Source organism: Mycobacterium montefiorense, from assembly GCF_003112775.1.
Classification (GTDB): domain Bacteria; phylum Actinomycetota; class Actinomycetes; order Mycobacteriales; family Mycobacteriaceae; genus Mycobacterium; species Mycobacterium montefiorense.
Genome location: NZ_BFCH01000017.1, coordinates 68,234 through 87,869 on the forward strand (window position 1 = coordinate 68,234; position 19,636 = coordinate 87,869).

Genomic DNA, 19,636 nt, shown 5'->3' on the forward strand with positions numbered 1-19,636 from the left:
GCAGTCCGGTCAGCGCCCGCGAGATCACCAGGCGCTAGATTTCGCTGGTTCCCTCGAAGATCGTGAAGATCTTCGCGTCGCGGTGCATCCGCTCAACGGGGTAGTCGCGGGTGTAGCCGTTGCCGCCGAGGATCTGGATAGCCTCGTCGGTGACGTATACCGCGGCCTCGCTTGCCACCAGCTTGGCCATCGACCCCTCCGCGGAGTCGAAGTTCTGGTTGTTGCGGGCCATCCAGCCGGCGCGCCACACCAGTAGGCGGGCGGCGTCGACCCGGCTCTTCATGTCGGCCAGCTTGAAGGCCACGGCTTGGAACTCGCCGATCTTACGGCCGAATTGCTCACGCTGGCAGGCATATTCGAGCGCGTACTCGTAGGCGGCGCGAGCCACGCCGACGGCCATCGCGCCGACTGTGGGCCGGGTGCGCTCGAAGGTCTTCATCGCCGCCTGGTTGCCCGCGGAGGTGCCGGATTTGACCCGGGCGATCCGGGCTTCGAACTTCTCGTGGCCACCGAGAATGCAATCCTCGGGCAGCCGGACGTTGTCGAGCACCACTTCGGCGGTGTGTGAAGCGCGGATGCCGTGCTTCTTGAATTTCTGACCCTGAGCCAGACCCTGGGTGCCGGGCGGGATGACGAAGGACACCTGTCCGCGCGCACCCAGTTCGGGATAGACCGATGCCACGATGATGTGCACATTGGCGATGCCGCCGTTGGTCGCCCAGGTCTTGGTGCCGTTGAGAACCCATTCGCGCGTCGCCTCGTCGAAGCGCGCCCGAGTGCGGATGGCACCTACATCGGAACCCGCGTCGGGCTCCGACGAACAGAACGCACCGAGTTTGGGGTCCCCCGGCGTACCGAACATCTCGGGCAAATACTGACCCAGCTGCTCGGGAGTTCCGTTGCCCGCCAAGGCCGCTGCGGCCAGCCCGGTTCCCATGATGGAGAGCGCTATTCCGGCGTCGCCCCAGAACATCTCCTCGAACGCGGTCAAAAAGCCGAGGCCCGTCGGCTCGGCGGCCTGCTGCGCGAAGAAGTCAGGGGAGTAGAGACCGACCTTTGCGGCCTCCTGAATCACCGGCCACGGGGTTTCCTCCCGTTCGTCCCATTCGGCCGCGGCGGGGCGGATGGTCTCGGCCGCAAACTGGTGCACCCAATCGCGCACCGCGATCACGTCGTCGCTCAGTTGCATTGAGAAGGTCACGATATGTCTCCTGGAAGATGTTGATGGGCTGGGTTTTCTAGGGTTTTTTGGGGTTGGTGTGCTGAGCGAGGACGCCGACGGTCTGGGTGACCCAGGCCTGGAAGTAGCGATCCTCGTCGACGTTGCCCGGCAACCGGCCGGACAGCGCCTGCAGCGTCGCCGCGTAGGACAAGGAACCGATCGCGACGGCCGCGGCGGCCTCGGGATCGGGAATGCTGGTACGGCCGGCGCGATTGGATGCCGCGAGCTCATCGGCGAACCGCTGATAGGCGTTGTCGGTGATGACCTGCCACGTCTTCTCGTCGAGATCGCCGAGCACTTCGGGTTCGCGCAGCATGACTTTGAGCAAATCCTCGCTCTGCTTCAGGTTGCTCCAGATCAGTTGGCCTGCGGTACGCACCGTCTGTTCGACGCTGCCCGGCCGCCCGGCGTCGAACTGCTCTCGTGCGGCCACAATGCTGTCGATCCGGTGGGTGACCGCGGCCTCTAACAGCTCGCGTTTGGAGGCAAAGTGCTTGTACAACGCGCCCGATCCCGGAGCGAGGCCGGACGCCCGCTGGATATCGGCGACCGATGTCGCCGCGTAGCCCTTGGCGGCGAACAGCTTCAGCGCCTCCGCCAGCAGCCGATCGCGCCCCGAGTCAGGCATGGTGAGAGAGTACTCACTCACTATCGCGGAAGGCAAACACAGGTCCGGGGTGTGCGCCCATCCGCAGGCGGTAGCCGGATGGGGCGGCGGTGCGCAATGCTGGCACTCGGGGGCCGCGGGTTCTCGGCATCCGGCCCCGAGCCCGGATCAGGCACCGACGGAGGGATCACAGTGAACGAAGAGCAACGCAACGCGATGGCGTCGGGGCGTGGCTTTATCGCCGCCCTGGATCAAAGCGGCGGCAGCACGCCAAAAGCCTTGAAGCTGTATGGGATTGAGCAGGACGCGTACGACAGCGACGAGCAGATGTTCAATCTCATCCACGAGATGCGTGAGCGCCTGATGGCGAGCCCAAGCTTTTCCGGCCAGCAGGTGCTGGCAACGATTCTGTTCGAGCAGACCATGGACCGGGCGATCAACGGCGAGGAGACCGCGGCGTTTTTGTGGAGGCAGAAGCACATCGTGCCGTTTGTGAAGGTCGACCAGGGGCTCAGCGATGCCGAAAACGGTGTGCAGCTGATGAAGCCGATGACCAAGCTCGACTCCCTGTTGAAGCGGGCCGTCGATAAGCGCATCTTCGGCACCAAGATGCGCTCGTTCATCCAAGAGCCCAACGAGGCGGGCATCAAAGCCATCGTCGACCAGCAATTCGAGTACGCCGACAAAATCGCCGAGCGCGGACTGATGCCGATCGTCGAGCCCGAGGTCAGCATCGAGTGCCCCGACAAACCCAAGGCAGACGGCCTGCTGGCGGCGGCGCTGCACACGAAACTCGACGAACTCCCTGGCGACCGGCAGGTCATGCTCAAGCTGACGTTGCCCGACGAAGACAACCTCTATGCGCCGCTGATCGAGCACCCCCGGGTGCTGCGGGTGGTCGCGTTGTCCGGCGGCTACCGCCTCGTTGAGAGTTGCACAATCCTGGCCCGTAATCACGGACTGATCGCGAGTTTCTCGCGGGCGTTGACCGAGGGCTTGACCGCCCAGCAGACCGACGCCGAATTCGACTCCAAGCTCGGATCCAATATCGACGAGATCTACGCGGCCTCGATCACATAACCGCTGCCCACGGCGCACGCTCGGGATGACGCCCACTAGTGTTCAAGCCATGGCTCCGAAGCTGCCCTCGCCCAAGATTTTCCTCGAATGGCCCGTCATCCGTCAGCTGCGTTCGGGCGACGTATTCGGCCGCGGGCCGGCGGTGACGTCCAAGCAAACCCGTGCCATCACCCCGCGCACCACGACCGCGGACCGGGTCGTGCAAAGCGTGTGCCCGTACTGCGCGGTGGGCTGCGGCCAACGGGTGTTCGTCAAGGACGAGAAGGTTGTTGCGATCGAAGGCGACCCCGACTCGCCGATCTCGCGCGGCCGGCTGTGCCCCAAGGGATCGGCGAGCGAGCAACTGGTCAACTCGCCGGGCCGGCAGCTCGAGGTGCTCTATCGCGCTCCGCGGGCGACCGAATGGCAGCGCCTCGAGTTGGACACCGCCATCGACATGGTGGCCGACCGCTTCCTCGAGTCCCGCCGCCACACCTGGCAGGACATCGACAAGAAGGGCAATCTGCTGCGCCGCACCATGGGGATCGCCGCGCTCGGCGGCGCCACGTTGGACAACGAAGAGAACTATCTGATCAAGAAGCTCTTCACCGCCGCGGGCGCGATTCAGATCGAGAACCAAGCTCGTATTTGACACTCCGCCACGGTTCCCGGTCTGGGAGCCTCCTTCGGGCGCGGCGGCGCCACCCAATCACTGCAAGACATGGCCAACGCCGACTGCATCGTCATCCAGGGCTCCAACATGGCCGAGTGCCATCCGGTGGGATTCCAGTGGGTTGAGGAAGCCAAGGCCAGGGGGGCGCGGCTGATCCACATCGATCCGCGCTTCACTCGCACCTCGGCGGTGGCGGACAAGCACATCCCGATCAGGGCGGGCTCGGACGTGGTGCTGCTCGGTGCGCTGATCAACCACATCATCTCTGGCGACCTGTGGTTCAAGGAGTACGTCGTCGCGTATACGAACGCGGCCACGCTGATCAGCGAAAACTTCTGCGACGCCGAAGAACTCGGCGGCCTGTTCTCCGGCTTCGATCCAGAGACCGGGCAGTACGACCCGTCGTCATGGGCCTATCAAGAAGTAGGGACCGAATCCGACGGCGGCGCCGGCCCGGCGTCGGCGCACGCTGCGGTGCTGCGCGACGACACTCTGCAGCATCCGCGCACGGTGTTCCAGATCCTCAAGCGGCACTACGCCCGTTATACGCCGGAGATGGTCAAGAACCTCTGCGGCATCAGCCTGGAGGACTTCGACTATCTGGCGCGTTCCATCGTCGAGAATTCCGGCCGCGAACGCACGACCTGCTTCGCCTATGCTGTCGGGTGGACTCAGCACACTCTCGGGGCCCAATTCATCCGCACTGCAACGATTTTGCAGCTGTTGCTCGGTAACGTGGGCCGTCCCGGCAGCGGCATCATGGCATTGCGCGGCCATGCCAGCATCCAAGGCTCCACCGACATACCTACGCTGTTCAATCTGCTGCCCGGCTACCTGCCGATGCCCAAGGCGGGCACGCACGACACCCTTGCCGACTACCTCGACGCCGTCAGCTCCAAGCAGCAGAAAGGCTTCTGGGCCAACGCAGATACCTACACCGTCAGCCTGCTCAAGGCGTGGTGGGGTGACGCGGCCCGGGCGGACAACGACTTTGCCTACGACTACCTGCCGCGGCTGTCCGGACCGCACGGGACCTACCAGACCGTGATGGGCATGCTCGACGACGAGGTGGAGGGCTACTTCCTGTTGGGCCAGAATCCGGCGGTCGGCTCCGCCCACGGCCGAATGCAGCGACTCGGCATGGCACACCTGAAATGGCTTGTGGTGCGCGACCTTAACCTCATCGAGTCGGCTACCTGGTGGAAGGACGGTCCGGAGATCGTGTCCGGGGAGTTGGAAACCGAGAAGATCGAGACCGAGGTGTTCTTCTTCCCGGCGGCCACCCATGTGGAGAAGGCGGGATCGTTCACCCAGACGCAGCGACTCTTGCAGTGGCGGCACAAGGCCGTCGAACCGCCGGGCGACTGCCAAAGCGAATGTGAGTTCTTCTACGAGCTGGGCAAGCGGATCAGGGCGCGGTTGGCCGGTTCGACCGACGAGCGCGACAGGCCGCTGTTGGACCTCACCTGGGACTATCGGACCGACGAGCACGGCGAGATCGATGGCGAGGCAGTGCTGGCCGAATACAACGGCTATCACCTCACCGGCCCCGACGCCGGCAAGCCGGTGTCGTCGTTCACCGAGCTGCGCGCCGACGGGTCGACCGCGGCCGGCTGCTGGATCTACTCCGGGGTGTACGCGAACGCCACCAATCAGTCCGCCCGCCGGGTACCCCACGGCGGAGCCAGCCCGAGCCAGTCGGAGTGGGGTTGGGCCTGGCCCGCCGACCGCCGGATTCTGTACAACCGCGCTTCGGCCGACCCCGACGGCAACCCGTGGAGTGAACGCAAGCGCTACATCTGGTGGGACGCGCACCAGCAGCGCTGGATCGGTCACGACGTCCCCGACTTCGTGGTCGACCGGGCGCCGAACAGCCACCCCGACCCGGCGCTGGGCGGCCCCGCCGCGCTGGCCGGCGACGACGCGTTCATCATGCAGGCCGACGGCAAGGGCTGGCTGTTCGCGCCCACCGGAGTGGTCGACGGGCCGCTGCCCACGCACTACGAGCCGCAAGAGTCGCCGGTCGCCAACGCGCTGTACCCGCAACAGCAGAACCCCTCGCGAGTTATCTTCCCGCGCAAGGACAATTTGAGCGCGCCGAGCGCGGGCGATCCCGGCGCCGATGTGTACCCGTACGTCTTCACCACTTACCGGCTCACCGAACATCACACCGCGGGCGGCATGAGCCGGTGGCTGCCTTACCTGTCCGAACTGCAACCGGAGATGTTCTGCGAAGTCTCGCCGGAGCTGGCCGCCGAACGCGGACTCGAGCCCTACGGGTGGGCCACCATCATCTCGCCACGCTCGGCGATCGAGGCGCGGGTGCTGGTCACCGAGCGGATGACGCCGCTGCGGATCGGGGACCACACGGTGCACCAGATCGGGCTGCCCTACCACTGGGGTGTGGGCAGCGACGCGGTGGTGAGCGGCGACGCGGCCAACGATCTGCTGGGCGTGACGCTGGATCCGAACGTGCAGATCCAGGAGTCCAAAGCCGGCTCCTGCGACATTCAACCGGGCCGCAGGCCGCAGGGCGCGGCGCTGTTGCAGTTGGTGGCCGAGTACCAGTCTCGTGCGGGCGCCACGGTCGAGACGGACAATATCCGAGTCACCGAAGCCGTTTGGGACATCATCGACCCGCCGCGCGGGAAGCACAGAAGGGCAGCCGATGGGGCAGCTGACCGGGCCGACTGACCCCGCCGCCGACGCCGGTTGGGCAGCGGCCAAGCCGCGCAAGGGTTTTTTCACCGATACCTCGATCTGTATCGGGTGTAAGGCCTGTGAAGTGGCGTGCAAGGAGTGGAATCGCAATCCCCGCGACGGCGACCTCGAACTGCTGGGTTCGTCCTACGACAACACCGGCGCGCTGGGGGCGAGCACCTGGCGGCACGTGGCATTCATCGAGCAGGGCCGCGAGCGCATTGAGGAGGCCCGCGAATCGGGCCGGGCGTTGGTGGGCTTGGGCATGCCGTCCCTGCCGGGCTCACCCAAGGCCCCGGACACGCGGGCGGATTCGAAGCCGCCGGACACCCCGGAGTTTCGCTGGCTGATGTCCTCCGACGTCTGCAAGCACTGCACCCACGCGGGTTGCCTCGACGTCTGCCCGACGGGTGCGCTGTTTCGCACCGAGTTCGGCACGGTGGTGGTGCAGCACGACGTGTGTAACGGCTGCGGGACGTGCGTGGCCGGCTGCCCGTTCGGTGTGGTCGAGCGCCGCAGCGACGGCACGTACGCGACACCGGTGGAACGGCCCGGCCGCCCGCAAGAAGAATTCGTCACCGGCGTCGCCCAGAAGTGCACGCTGTGCTACGACCGACTCATCGAGGACCAGATTCCCGCCTGCGCCCAGACCTGCCCGACCACCTCGATCAAGTTCGGCGACCACGCCGACCTGGTGGACACCGCACGCGAGCGGGTCGCGCAACTGCACGCCGAAGGGCGTACCGAAGCAAGGCTTTACGGTGCCAACGAGCGCGACGGCGTCGGCGGCACCGGGTCGGTCTTCTTGCTGCTCGACGAGCCCGAGGTCTACGGTCTGCCGCCCGATCCGCGGGTGTGCACGGCCGACCTGCCGACGATGTTCAAGCGCGCCGGGATGGCTGCGGCCGGCATGGTCGGCGCGGCGGCGTTGGCGTTCTGGACGAGCCGATGAGCACCTCGGAATTCGACAGCTTCCGTCCGCCGGAGCCCCCGGGCGGTAAGCGCCGCAAAGGCAAGCGCGCGGGCCGTCGGGGCGGTGGCAGTGGTTCCGATGGCTCACGCGAGATGCCGATGGTGCCCGACGCCGAGTTCACCTCGTATTACGGGCGTCCGGTGGTCAAGCCCGCGCCCTGGGGACACGAAGTGGCGGCGTACCTATTCCTGGGCGGCGTCGCGGGCGGATCCGGTCTGTTGGCGGCCGGCGCGCAGCTTACCGGACGAAAAACGTTGTGCCGCAACACAAGACTGTCCGCATTGGTCGCGGTGTCGCTGGGCGCGGTCGCGCTGGTGAAGGACTTGGGCCGGCCCGAGCGTTTCGTCAACATGCTGCGGACGGTCAAACTGACGTCTCCGATGAGCATCGGCTCGTGGATTCTGAGCCTCTTCAGCGCAGGCATCGGGGTCGCCGCGGTGTCCGAGATCGACCGGATGATCGGCGAGCGAATCCCGTTGGGCCCGTTGCGGCCCGCGCTGCGCGCCGTCGAAGGGCCGGCGGGACTGGAAGCCGCTGTCTTCGCGGCACCGCTGGCCGTCTACACCGCTGTGCTGCTGACCGACACCGCGACCCCGACGTGGAACGCCGCGTACAGGGACCTGCCGTTCGTCTTCGTCAGCTCGGCGAGCCTGGCCGCATCGGGGCTGGCAATGATCACCACCCCGGTCGCCGAGGCCGGGCCCGCTCGCAAGCTCGCCGTCATCGGGGCGATCGGTGACCTGATCTCCGCCAGGTTCACGGAGTTCCGGATGGACCCGGTGTCCAGAGAACCGCTGCATCACGGCACACCCGGACGGTTGCTCGCATGGAGCGAAAGACTAGCCGCCGCAGGCGGTTTGGGCGCGCTGCTGGGCGGGCACCGTCGCGATGTCGCCGCCTTATCCGGCTTGGCGCTGCTGACCGCGTCGGCGATGCTGAGGTTCGGCTTCTTCGAAGCGGGCAAGGAATCGGCCCGCGACCCCCGCTACACGATGGAGCCGCAGAAGCGGCGGCTTGCCGCCCGCCGCGCGGCGGGCATCACGGACGACTCGATCACCACCGCCGATTGACCCGGACTAACGGACCTCGATGCCCTCGCCCGCGACGGTGTGGCCGATCACCGGGTGACCCGGTAGCTCGCCAACCACGAGCAGACCACCCGAGGTTTGCGCATCGGCGAGCAGCAGCAGGTCGTCTTCGGTTACGCCAGCGCCGGGACGCAGATGCGGGCGAACCCAATCGAGGTTGCGCCGAGTCCCGCCGGACACGAAGCCGTCGCGCAGCGCCTCGCGTCCCGCGTCGAGCACCGGTACCGCAGTGTGGTCGATGACGGCCCCCAGCTTTGAGGCCCGGCACATCTTGTACAGGTGGCCGAGCAACCCGAAGCCGGTCACATCCGTGGCCGCACGCACACCCGCTGCCAGCGCGGCCTCGGCGGCGTCGCGGTTGAGCCGGGTCATCGTCGCGATCGCATCCGCGAACACCTGACCGGTCTGCTTGTGCCGATTGTTGATCAGCCCGATACCAAGCGGCTTGGTGAGGGTCAGCGGCAGGCCCGGCCGGGCGGCGTCGTTGCGCAGCAATCGGTCCGGGTCTGCCACACCGGTCACCGCCATGCCGTACTTCGGCTCGGGGTCGTCGATGGAGTGGCCGCCGATCACCGGGCAGCCCGCCTCGGCGGCCACCGCCAGTCCGCCGCGCAGCACCTCGGTCATCAGCTCGAGGGGCAGCACGTCGCGCGGCCAGCCGACCAGGTTGATCGCGACCACCGGGCGTCCGCCCATCGCGTAGACATCGGACAGCGCGTTGGCCGCGGCGATCCGGCCCCAGTCGTAGGCATCGTCGACGACTGGTGTGAAGAAGTCCGCCGTGGACAGCACGGCAAGATCGCCAACCAGCACCGCGGCCGCGTCGTCGCCGTCATCGAGCCCGACCAGGACGTTCCCGCTGGTCTGTCCGACCAGGCCGCGGACCGCTTCCTCGAGCTCGCCGGGCGGGATCTTGCAGGCACAGCCACCGCCGTGCGCATAGCCGGTGAGCCGCGTCCGGATCTGGGTCATGCCACGAGCCTACGAGCAGCCGGCCGGCCCACAATCTGCCCGCCTCGCGGCGACAACTGTCAACGTCGTCACACGCTTGTGCGCGGGTGCGTTCCGCTCGTTGCGTGTGCGCCTAGGGCGGTGACACGCCAGGCGAGGCCGCCACACCCGCACACTCGACGCCCTAGCCGCACCCGCAACGCGGTACCAGCGTGTCGACGGTTTGTCGTTCGGAGGCGGGCCGATCGGTATCGGCGCAGACCAAGCTACGTTGTGCAGGGAGGCGTTTGGGTTCCTGGTGGTCCCCCCGGTCTTCAAAACCGGTGAGATCGAGTATCTCGGTCTGGCGGGTTCGATTCCCGTCCGCCTCCGCCAGTCGCGGACCGAGGAGGTCGAGGAGGCAAGTGAAACGGGTCGACCCGCGCCGCCTGATTCCGCGCACAGATCAAATGCTTGCGCTTCCGCCGGTGCAGCAGGCGCGAGAGCGGCTGGGCGAGCAAGCGGTCAGGGTCGTGGTGCGTGACGTCCAAGACCGGGCCCGCCGCGGAGACCTGCCGCCCGATCAGGTGCAGGAAGCGGTGCTGGCGGCCCTGGCCGCGCACCGGAACACGAGGTTGCGGCCCGTGCTCAACGCCACCGGTGTCGTCGTGCACACCAATTTGGGTCGTGCGCCGTTGGCCGCGAGCGCGGTCGAAGCATTGGTGTCCGCGAGCGGCTACGTCGACGTGGAACTCGACCTCGCCACCGGCACCCGGTCCAAGCGCGCCGTCGCCCTTCGCCAAGCACTGCTGGATGCCTGCCCCGCGGCCGAGGACGCGTTGGTGGTCAACAACGGCGCCGCCGCGCTGGTGCTGGCTACCACGGCGCTGGCGGCCGGCGGTGAGGTAGTGGTGAGCCGCGGCGAACTGATCGAGATAGGCGCCGGTTTCCGGCTGCCCGACCTGATCGCCTCCACCGGCGCCCGCCTGCGCGAGGTCGGTACCACCAACCGCACCCACCTGAAGGACTATGCCGACGCGATCGGGCCGCAAACCGGATGCGTATTGAAGGTGCACCAAAGCAACTTCCGGGTGCAAGGATTCACCTCCGCCGTCCCGGTGTCCGAGCTGCGGGCGCTGGCCGCCGAGAAGCGGGTGCCCTTGGTCGTCGACCTCGGCAGCGGGCTGCTTGCCCCCGATCCGCTGCTGGCCGACGAGCCCGACGCCGCCACTACGCTGTCCGAGGGCGCCGACGTGGTGACCGCCAGCGGCGACAAATTGCTCGGCGGGCCACAGGCCGGCATCGTGCTCGGCCACGCGGAGATGGTGACCCGGATGGCGCGGCATCCGCTGGCGCGCGCGGTTCGAGCCGACAAGCTCACCCTCGCTGCGCTGGAGGCGACGGTGCGGGCCGGCACGTCACCGGTGACGCAGGCCCTGCATGCCGACGCCGGTCGGTTGCGGCTGCGCGCCCAGCGTCGCGCACGACGGGCGGGTCGGTGGCGGTGGAGCCCCGGGCGTGCCGTTACCCGGCTGGGCGGTTCGTCTCCCCGAGACTGCGGCCGCCGCCTTGCGCGCGGGCGACCCCGCGGTGCTGCCGCGCGTGCACGACGGTGCCTGCCTGCTGGATCTGCGCTGCATCCCCGAGTCCGACGACGATCGGCTGCTGGACGCGGTCCGTACCGCGTTGGCAACAATGCCCGAGGCGGACCGCTGATCACCCACGTCGTCGCCACCGCCGGCCACGTCGACCACGGCAAGAGCACCCTCATCCGCACCCTGACCGGAATGCAGCCCGACCGGTGGGAGGAGGAGCGGCGCCGCGGCCTGACCATCGACCTCGGCTTCGCCTGGACCACGTTGCCGTCGGGCCGCGAGGTGGCCTTCGTCGACGTGCCCGGGCACCAGCGCTTCCTGACCAACACCCTGGCCGGTCTCGGCCCCGCGCCGGTGGTCTGCTTCGTCGTCGCCGCGGACGAGGGCTGGCAGGCACAGTCCGGCGACCACCGCGATGCGCTCGCGGCGCTGGGAATCCGGCACGGCCTGATCGTGATCAGCCGGGCCGACCGGGCGCCGGACCGTGCCGTCGCGGTGCTGGCGCAGGCCCGCGACGAGCTGGCGGGCACCGGACTGGCAGACGCGCCCGGTGTCATTGCGTCCGCGGTCGACGGGACCGGGCTGGCCGAGTTGCGCGCCACCCTGGACCGCGTCCTGGGGCAGCTGCCCGCGCCCGATACCACCGCTCGGGTGCGATTGTGGGTCGATCGCTCCTTCACGATCACCGGCGCGGGCACCGTGGTGACCGGAACACTCACGGCCGGCACCGTGGCTCGCGGCGACCGGCTGGACCTGCTCGGCGCGGACCAGCAGCAGTCGGTGGTGATCCGCGGTCTGCAGAGCCGGGGCGAGCCGTATCCCAAGCTGGACCCGGTGGCCCGGGTGGCACTCAACCTGCGCGGCGTCTCGCGCGATGTGATCCATCGCGGGCATGCCCTGGTCACGCCGGACGCGTGGCCGAGCACCGGCACCCTCGACGTGCGCCGCACCACCGGCGGCTCGTTGACCGAGGCACCGGCGCAACTTGTGGTGCATGTCGGCACCGCCGCGGTGCCGGCGCGGCTGCGGCCGTTCGACGACGACCATGGCCGGCTCACCCTCGACCGGCGATTGCCGCTGGTGCTCGGCGACCGATTGGTGCTGCGCGACCCGGGCAGCCAGCGCGTGCTCGGTGGAGCTCTGGTGCTCGATGCCGATGCCCCGGCGTTGCGGCGCCGTGGCGACGGAACCCGCCGCGCCGCGTTCCTGAGTGGCATGAACGCCGCCGGTGACGTCGGCGCCGAGGTGGCTCGGCGCGGTGCGGTGCGGGAAAGTCATCTGCGCCGGCTGGGGCTGCTGTCGTCACCGGACGCAGTACCTGCGGGCGTGCGGGTGCTCGACGGCTGGTGGGTGCACGGCGCGACGTATGACGCTTGGCGGCGGCGGTTACGCTCCGCGGTAGAGGAGCTACATACGCGAGATCCATTGGCAAAGGGGCTATCTCGTGGTGCTGCAGGTTACCTGCTGGCCCTGCCGGATGAGTCGCTACTCGACGCTGTCGCCCGCGATGCGGGACTCGAGCAGGCAGCCGGCCACCTTCGAGTGGCCGGCGCCGGCGACGACCTCGGTGGCGCCGAGGCCGCGGTGGCCGAGTTGGAAGCGCGACTGCGGGCCGAACCCTTCGGTGCGCCGGAGGTCGACGACCTGTCGGCGCTCAAGCTCAGTGGCCGCGAGCTGGCCGCGGCCGAGCGTGCCGGTCGGGTGCTGCGGCTACGCGACGGGGTGGTGCTGTTGCCCACTGCACCTGCACTGGCGATGCGCGAGTTGGCCCGGCTGGACCAACCGTTCACCACGAGCCAGGCGCGCCAGGCGCTGCGCACCACGCGGCGGGTGGCGATTCCGTTGCTGGAACACCTCGACGCCCGCGGCTGGACCCGCCGGCTGGACGCAGGTCATCGCGAGGTGGTCCGTTGAGCCACCAATTCCATTGCCGCGCCCAGCATTAAGGAGGTTGACGAATGATCATTGTCGTTGGTGCGGGAACTTGCGGACTGGCCGCCGCCTACGAGCTGGCGCGGCGGGGCGAGCCCACGGTCGTGTTCGAACGCGGTGAGCCGTTCGCCGAGCAGTCCGCGGGGCTGGCGCGCATCTTCCGGATCGCACATCAGCGCCCAGCGCTGTGCAGACTCGCCATCTCGGCGCGCGCCGGCTGGCAGCGCTGGGAGAGCGAGCTCGCCGCCGGGCGGCTGCTGGGTTCGGAAGGCTTCATCGCGGCAGCCCCACAAGAGGCGACCGCGACGGCGATGACCGAGGCCGGTGCCGAGTTCTGCTGGCTTGACCGCCGCGAGATCGAGGCCCGGATCCCCTTCGTCGCCGCTCCGTGGGAAGCCGGGATCTTCGATCCCCTCGGCGGCAGCCTGCGTATCCGCCGTGCGCTTGCCACGTCGTCTCGCTCGGCGACGACGGCTCTGTCCGGTTGGCGGACGGCACGGTGACGCGCGGCGACCAAGTCCTGGTTTGTGCGGGAGCCCAGAGACCAGACCTGTGCGGCCCGGTCGATGTGCAGTTCGTCCCGCATACCCGTTTCACCTACCAAGGCGCCGACGCCTCCGGTGCCGCCTGCCTGGCCGCGCCGCAAGGCTACGGCTTGGCGCTGGGCAGCACGGGCCGCTGGGCGTTCGGCCAGGAAACGCCGGAGCCGGCCAGCGTGCGCGCTCTTTTCCCGTCGCTGTCCCCGGTGGGTCAGGTGGACTGCGTCTCGGTTCGCGCTCCATGGCTGGACGCGGGCGGCGATGGGTGGATGGCGTGGCGCCGCGGCCGCGGCGTTACATTCGCCGGAAGCAACCTGATGAAGTTCGGCCCGCTGCTCGGCGAACTACTCGCGCAGGCCGCGCTCGGCGGCGGGCTGCCCAGCGCGTTGACCCTTTCGTGATCCGAGTATCGGTGCATCGCAACATATTTCACTTCGATCGGCGCCACAGCCAGCTCAACATGTCACCGCCGTAACGCAGTGCCGCGACCCGGTAAGCGGTCAATGGGCGATGATGGTCGTGAAGCAGCAGTAGCTCAGTGAGGGAGCCCGACATTCGCGCGTTGAGAAAAATCCAGCTGCCGATGCGTGTGTTGTCGTTGCGCACCATCGTCATCGTCTCGCAACTAGGTGTGATCGCCGTCGTCGTCACGCTGGGCGTATGGGTGTGGGTCGGTGTCACCAACGACCAATACAGCCAGCTCGATCGCCGGCTGGACTCCGTGAGCAGCCTCGGCGACATCAACACGCTGCTCAACAGCCCGCAGCAGAACACGCCCGACCGGCCCACGCCGGACGGCAACCTGGTTCGCACCGCACGCATCGGGCCCGTGACGGTGTCCGCGCCCAGCGACATCGTCTTGCCCAAACTCGCCAACGGCTACGCCAACACCACTATTCACGGCGTGCAGTACCGGGTGCGTACCTTCGAGGCGGGTTCGGCCTCGATTGCGCTGGCCGCCCCGCTGGCCGAGGCGCAGCATCGGATCAACGAACTGCACCTGCGGGTGCTGTTGATCTGCGCCGGCGTCATCGGCGGCACGTTCCTTGTCGGCTGGGTGATCTCGTTGATCATGGTCAATCCCTTCCTGCTGCTGGCCCGCCAAGCCCGCGCCATCAATGCCCAGTCCAGCCCCGACGAGGTCCAGGTCCGCGGTGTGCGGGAGGCCGTCGAGATCGCCGAATCGGTCGAGCAGATGCTGGCCCGCATCGGCAACGAACAACAGCGCACCAAGGCCGCACTCGAATCGGCACGCGACTTCGCCGCCGTCGCCTCACACGAGCTGCGCACCCCGCTGACCGCGATGCGCACCAACCTGGAAGTGCTGTCCACCCTGGAGCTGGCCGCCGAGCAGCGCGAGGAAGTCATCGGCGACGTCATCCGCACCCAGAGCCGCATCGAAGCCACGCTGACGGCGCTGGAGAGATTGGCGCAGGGCCAGCTGACCACCATCGACGACTTCGTTCCGTTCGACATCACCGAGCTTTTGGATCGTGCCGCGCATGACGCGCTGCGCGTCTACCCGGACGTGGAGGTGGCGCTGGTGCCGTCGCCCACCGTGTTGATGGTGGGACTGCCCACGGGTCTGCGGCTGGTGATCGATAACGCCATCGCCAACGCCGTCAAACATGGTGGTGCTTCCAAGATTCAACTCACCGTGAGCAGTTCGGGCGAAGGCGTCCAAATCGCGATCGACGACAACGGCACCGGCGTTCCCGAATCCGAACGCACCGCGGTGTTCGAACGCTTCTCCCGCGGGTCGACGGCATCGCGTTCAGGTTCCGGGCTCGGACTCGCACTGGTTGCCCAACAGGCCGAATTGCATGGCGGGCGCGCATCCCTACACGCCAGCCCGCTGGGCGGGACGCAACTTCTGTTGAAGTTGGCCGGTGACGGTCGCGGCCCCGGCTGAGTCAAATACATTTCAAATATATGGTGGGCCAAAAGGTTTAAAAAATCGGGTCTAGCGTGACGGCACATTAGGAATTCGTCACAGCCCGGCCACAAAGATTTGCATTCCATATGCGCGCGGCTGGTCCAGTTGACCCGCGCTGATAGCGCACATACCTTCAAACAGAAGCCAGGCGAAACCCAGCCGAACAACGGAGTTGGTGACTAGTGTAATCGCCTGTGTGTCAGCCTGTTACGTCGACGCTAACTATCGCAGGGCGGGGCGATACTTTCTGACGTCCCCCATAATCTCAACTAGGGAGGTACCGATGCAACTGATCGAACAGCATCGGGCCGCGTCATTCAAGAGCCGGCTACGCCCGGTGCTACGACACGACTTGTCCGCGTCACTCGTGGTCTTCTTGGTCGCACTGCCGTTGTCGCTGGGAATCGCGATCGCTTCCGATGCGCCGGTACTCGCCGGCCTGATCGCTGCCATCGTTGGTGGAATCGTGGGCGGAGCCATCGGCGGCTCGCCGCTGCAGGTGAGCGGGCCCGCCGCCGGCCTGACTGTCGTAGTGGCCGACCTTATCGGTCAATTTGGTTGGAAAATAACGTGTTTCATTACTGCGTGCGCGGGAATCATGCAGGTTCTGTTGGGGTTCAGCCGGGTTGCGCGTGCCGCCCTTGCCATCGCGCCGGTCGTCGTGCACGCCATGCTGGCCGGAATCGGCATTACCATCGCACTTCAGCAGGTTCATGTGTTGCTGGGTGGCGAATCCAAAAGCAGCGCGTGGAGCAATGTCATTGAGCTCCCGCACCAAATCATCAACGCGCATCGGCCCGGAGTCCTGTTGGGCCTGCTCGTCATTGGCATCATGATCGCCTGGCGATGGGCCCCCGCCAAAGTGGCGCCAGTTCCGGGTCCGCTGGTGGCAATTGTGGTGGCGACGATCGTGTCGCTGGTTTTTCCGTTCCAGGTCTCCCGGATCGAGCTGGACGGGTCGGTGCTGGAGGCGCTGCAACTGCCGCGCATCCCTGACGGAAATTGGGGTGCGGTCGTCATCGGCATCATCACCGTGACGCTGATCACCAGCGTGCAGAGCCTGCTGACGGCGGTGTCGATCGACAGAATGCACCATGGCCCTCGGACCGACTTCAACCGCGAGTTGATCGGACAGGGTGCGTCCAACATTGTGTCGGGGGCGATCGGCGGCCTGCCCATCGCCGGTGTCATCGTGCGTAGCGCGGCCGATGTCAATGCGGGCGCGAAGACCCGAGCCGCGACGATCCTGCACGGCTTCTGGATCCTGCTGTTCGCTCTTCCGTTCGCGGAGTTGGTCGAACAAATCCCGAGCGCGGCACTCGCCGGTCTGCTGATTGTCATCGGGATGCAGCTGTTGGCGCCGGCGCATATTGAAACAGCCTTGAAGACAGGCGATTTGACCGTCTACCTGGTGACCGTCGTGGCCGTCGTGTTCCTCAATCTACTACACGGCGTGATGATCGGATTCGCTCTGGCCATCGCCCTGACCGGGTGGCGGGTGATCCGCACCAAGATCGAGGCCAAGCCCGCGGGCGACGAATGGCGGGTAGTTGTCCAGGGAGCGTGCACGTTCCTTGCCCTGCCCCGGCTCACTCGGGTGTTGGCGTCCGTTCCGGAGGGCACCACGGTCACCGTCCACCTGCTGGTCAGCTACATGGATCACGCCGCGCACCAAGCAATTAGCGATTGGCAGCGGCAACATTACGCGACGGGCGGGGCGGTTGAAATCCACGGTGTGGTGGAGCTGGGCCGTCCGATGCCGGTCGAGGCTGTTCCAGACCCGGTCTAGCGCAGTCGAGATTACTTAGGGTACCCTAACTCGATTGACCACGTTAGGAGGCCCGATGCCGACGGCCTGGATGGAAGCCCTGCTCCACAAGCGGCGCAACAAGGGGGCCGCGCCCTATCCGCATCAAGCGGCATTCCTGCTCAACAATCCGCTGCGCCGGATCATTTCCAACCCGGCGCGCAAGGTCGACAACATCGGTCTGACCGGATCTGAGCGCGTGCTGGAAGCCGGGCCCGGTCCGGGCTTCTACAGCGTGCAGATCGCGCGCCGCCTCACCTACGGACGACTCGACTTGTTCGACCTCCAACCCGAGATGCTAGAGAAGGCCGGGCGGCGACTCGAGCTGGCAGGATTCCACGACGTCGGTTTCACGACAGGCGAGGCAAGCGACGGATTTCCCTAACCTGACCACACTTTCGACGTTGCTTTTCTGGCGGCAGTGATCGGGGAGGTGCCGGACAAGTCGGCGTGCATTCGGTCGCTGGGCCGGGTACTCAAGCCGGGCGGAAAGCTGGTCTTCGCCGAAGCCTTTCCCGATCCGGACCGGATGAGTGTTGGGGAACTGCGCGATCTCGTCGAACCCGAGAACTTCGAATTAGTCCTGGCGACCGGCAATCGATGGCACGACGTCGTAAGCTTCCGCACGCCCGCCTGAACTCCGTACCAACGGCGTCCCACCGCTTCTGCTGTGCACCAACGGTTTTGAGTGTGCCCCCACGGAGCGCTCGACGGGCGTGTCGCCGCCCTGGATGCAGACGCGAAGCCCAGGACGCGCACTCGACAAAAAAAGGGGGCGCTGACGCCGAATGCCCTACAGGGGCGTCTGGTCGGCCAGGTTGAGCATCACGTAGGCAAGGCAGAACAGGAAGTTCAGGACAAGCAGAATCATCCCGGCAAACATCAAGGAGCGGGTGCCCTGACGTTGTAGGTGTCTGCGCTTCGCGTCGCGCTCGTCGCGCTTTATCTGGGTCGCAATGAGGGCGAAATTGACATCGGTCACCTCTTCGTCAGTGACCGGCATGCCCGCGAGCATCTGCTGGAGACGAACCGGCCCGGTGTCGACACCGACGTCCGCGAAAGTACGGCATAGCCGTCGCGCCCGCCTCTCGCCGACGATCTGATATCGCATATGCAACCGGTATGGCAGCTGTCCTCGTTCGTCACCACAGGGATTCGACGCGGTCGTCACAAGCCGGAAGTCTAGACCCGTTGCGGCCCTTTCGGGAGGCGCTCGCCGATTAAATTGGCGACCCGGATGTGCTGGGTTCCGGTATGCCCCCGGTCATCCGGTCGGGTGCCGGTAGGTCGAGGTAGCGCTCGAGATTGCGGTGCATGTTGATCACCCGACGCTCCTCGCCGGAGAGCACTACGTGGGTGAATCCGGGTTGATGCATGCCGCGCTGGAGGCCCGGGAGCACGCGGATGTCCTGAGTGAGCACCAGGCCCGGTTCGGCTTCCCCGGCGCTCATGCGAACGTCCGTCGGCTTGTTGCGCGCCGCGCCCGGAGCCATCCGCGTCATCAAGAACATGACCAATTCACCGTTGTCGGGATCTAGTCCGGGACGCGAGCACATGATCGTCAAGTGGTCGGCGTTAGCCAAAAGCGTCATGTTCGGGAACACGTTGTACTGGTGCAGCCGGGTGATCCGGTCGGTGTCGGCCCAGTCGAGGCTTACCCCCCGGGAAGCCGCGAAATCCCGGGTGCGTGCCGCGATCGCCTCCTGGACCGTCTGCCCGGGGTCGGCGGGAAACGGCGTGCCTTCGGCCGCGCCCATCAGCGCACCCTGGGTGTATACGTAAGCGTCCCAGACCTCTTCGTCGCTCAACGCACCGTCGAAGCGCGGGCTTTGCACACCGTAGGGCTGGTCGGACTTGCCGGTATGGCCCCAGATTTGTTGCGGTGCATGGATGTCGTCGACGCAGCGCAGTAGCTCGGGATGCAGGGTCTGGATGTGGTAGGTCTCGCTGTAGCCGTCGGCGATGGTCTTCCAGTTCGCCTCGACCTCGACCGTGAGAGTCGCGTAACACCGGAAGTCCTCCAGATGACACCACGCGATGTCATCGGGCATCTCCTCTAGATACTCGGCCAGCGGCATCGCATTGATGTCGAGATTGACGAAGACGAGTCCTTCCCAACTTTCGGCCAAGGCCTCGACCAGTGGCAAGTCGGACATGCGCAGCGCGCCGAAGCCCTTGCGATTGGGCACCCGCTTGAGCGTGCCGGCCAGGTCCCAGGTCCAACCGTGATAGCCGCATTTGAGCTCGCGCAGTCCCGAACCCGATCCCACGCACAGTGAGTTACCGCGATGCCGACAGGCATTCTGGAATGCACGCAGCACGCCGTCGTCGCCGCGGACGATCAGCACCCCGTAAGGGCCGCAGCGGTATTCGAAGTAGTCGCCCGGCTCGGCGACGTGGTCGACCATGCAGGCGACCTGCCACACCCGCGGCCACATTCGCTCGATCTCGAGTTGTGCGAATGCCGCAGAGTAGTACCGCTCGGCCGGCACCAGCGTCGGACTTTCGGGCGGGGTGCCGATAGCATCCTCGTCCCGGGTGCGTGCTGGATTGCCGGCAGCCGCTGTCACTGATG

Annotated in this window: 12 protein-coding genes, 1 tRNA gene and 3 pseudogenes; 11 read left to right on the top strand and 5 right to left on the bottom strand. The window is 66.9% G+C overall.

Annotated elements, in window-relative coordinates:
- Positions 1-34: 34 nt before the first annotated feature.
- Both DB708_RS10300 and DB708_RS10305 read right to left on the bottom strand, forming a co-directional pair.
- Entirely contained in the window at positions 35-1,201 is a 1,167-nt protein-coding gene (locus tag DB708_RS10300; protein WP_108921852.1) for an acyl-CoA dehydrogenase family protein, read from the bottom strand.
- A gap of 37 nt (positions 1,202-1,238) precedes the next feature.
- Entirely contained in the window at positions 1,239-1,850 is a 612-nt protein-coding gene (locus DB708_RS10305; protein WP_108921853.1) for a TetR/AcrR family transcriptional regulator, read from the bottom strand.
- A 171-nt stretch (positions 1,851-2,021) separates the two neighbouring features.
- Between DB708_RS10305 and DB708_RS10310 the strand changes: the two genes are divergently transcribed.
- From DB708_RS10310 to nrfD, 4 genes are read left to right on the top strand one after another with little or no spacing between them, the layout of a single operon-like run.
- Complete coding sequence (locus DB708_RS10310; RefSeq protein WP_261859420.1) at positions 2,022-2,909, top strand: fructose bisphosphate aldolase; 888 nt, start codon at positions 2,022-2,024, stop codon at positions 2,907-2,909.
- Between the two features lie 49 nt (positions 2,910-2,958).
- Positions 2,959-6,255, top strand: coding sequence for a formate dehydrogenase (gene fdh, locus DB708_RS10320; RefSeq protein ID WP_235616716.1), 3,297 nt, complete (start codon positions 2,959-2,961; stop codon positions 6,253-6,255).
- The gene (locus tag DB708_RS10325) at positions 6,230-7,213 is read left to right on the top strand and encodes a 4Fe-4S dicluster domain-containing protein (protein ID WP_108922232.1); all 984 of its coding nucleotides are present in this window, start codon (positions 6,230-6,232) and stop codon (positions 7,211-7,213) included. The genes fdh and DB708_RS10325 overlap by 26 nt, the downstream gene beginning before the upstream one ends.
- Entirely contained in the window at positions 7,210-8,304 is a 1,095-nt protein-coding gene (nrfD, locus tag DB708_RS10330) for an NrfD/PsrC family molybdoenzyme membrane anchor subunit (protein WP_108921857.1), read from the top strand. The genes DB708_RS10325 and nrfD overlap by 4 nt, the downstream gene beginning before the upstream one ends.
- Positions 8,305-8,310: 6 nt before the next feature.
- On the opposite strand, the gene selD is transcribed toward nrfD, so the two are convergent.
- Positions 8,311-9,294 (bottom strand): selenide, water dikinase SelD, encoded by a 984-nt coding sequence (gene selD, locus DB708_RS10335; RefSeq protein ID WP_108921858.1) that lies wholly within the window; start codon positions 9,292-9,294, stop codon positions 8,311-8,313.
- A gap of 258 nt (positions 9,295-9,552) precedes the next feature.
- Here selD and DB708_RS10340 point away from each other — a divergent pair.
- The 7 genes and pseudogenes from DB708_RS10340 (at position 9,553) to DB708_RS28185 (ending at position 17,698) form a co-directional block, all read left to right on the top strand.
- Positions 9,553-9,648, top strand: a tRNA-Sec gene (locus DB708_RS10340).
- Positions 9,649-9,677: 29 nt separating this feature from the next.
- Positions 9,678-10,968 (top strand): annotated as a pseudogene (gene selA, locus DB708_RS10345) (L-seryl-tRNA(Sec) selenium transferase).
- Entirely contained in the window at positions 10,968-12,761 is a 1,794-nt protein-coding gene (gene selB, locus DB708_RS10350) for a selenocysteine-specific translation elongation factor (RefSeq protein WP_201263504.1), read from the top strand. Before selA ends, selB begins: the two are co-directional and overlap by 1 nt.
- A 44-nt stretch (positions 12,762-12,805) precedes the next feature.
- Positions 12,806-13,719, top strand: a pseudogene (locus DB708_RS28180) (NAD(P)/FAD-dependent oxidoreductase).
- Positions 13,720-13,901: 182 nt separating this feature from the next.
- Entirely contained in the window at positions 13,902-15,230 is a 1,329-nt protein-coding gene (locus DB708_RS10360) for a sensor histidine kinase (RefSeq protein ID WP_108921859.1), read from the top strand.
- Positions 15,231-15,537: 307 nt separating this feature from the next.
- A complete protein-coding gene (locus DB708_RS10365; RefSeq protein WP_108921860.1) occupies positions 15,538-17,043 on the top strand; it encodes a SulP family inorganic anion transporter in 1,506 nt (501 codons plus the stop codon).
- 70 nt (positions 17,044-17,113) lie between these two features.
- Positions 17,114-17,698: pseudogene (locus tag DB708_RS28185) on the top strand (class I SAM-dependent methyltransferase).
- Between the two features lie 156 nt (positions 17,699-17,854).
- On the opposite strand, the gene DB708_RS10375 reads toward DB708_RS28185, so the two are convergent.
- Together DB708_RS10375 and DB708_RS10380 are read right to left on the bottom strand one after the other, a co-directional pair.
- The gene (locus DB708_RS10375) at positions 17,855-18,232 is read right to left on the bottom strand and encodes a hypothetical protein (RefSeq protein ID WP_108921861.1); all 378 of its coding nucleotides are present in this window, start codon (positions 18,230-18,232) and stop codon (positions 17,855-17,857) included.
- A gap of 49 nt (positions 18,233-18,281) precedes the next feature.
- Entirely contained in the window at positions 18,282-19,631 is a 1,350-nt protein-coding gene (locus DB708_RS10380; protein WP_108922234.1) for an aromatic ring-hydroxylating oxygenase subunit alpha, read from the bottom strand.
- Between the last annotated feature and the right edge of the window lie 5 nt (positions 19,632-19,636).

Excerpts from the sequence above, each read along its gene's own strand:
- selD (WP_108921858.1), bottom strand. The coding sequence starts at position 9,294 with ATGACCCAGATCCGGACGCGGCTCACCGGCTATGCGCACGGCGGTGGC.
- DB708_RS10325 (WP_108922232.1), top strand. The coding sequence starts at position 6,230 with ATGGGGCAGCTGACCGGGCCGACTGACCCCGCCGCCGACGCCGGTTGG.
- nrfD (WP_108921857.1), top strand. The coding sequence starts at position 7,210 with ATGAGCACCTCGGAATTCGACAGCTTCCGTCCGCCGGAGCCCCCGGGC.
- DB708_RS10305 (WP_108921853.1), bottom strand. The coding sequence starts at position 1,850 with ATGCCTGACTCGGGGCGCGATCGGCTGCTGGCGGAGGCGCTGAAGCTG.
- DB708_RS10360 (WP_108921859.1), top strand. The coding sequence starts at position 13,902 with ATGCGTGTGTTGTCGTTGCGCACCATCGTCATCGTCTCGCAACTAGGT.
- DB708_RS10365 (WP_108921860.1), top strand. The coding sequence starts at position 15,538 with ATGCAACTGATCGAACAGCATCGGGCCGCGTCATTCAAGAGCCGGCTA.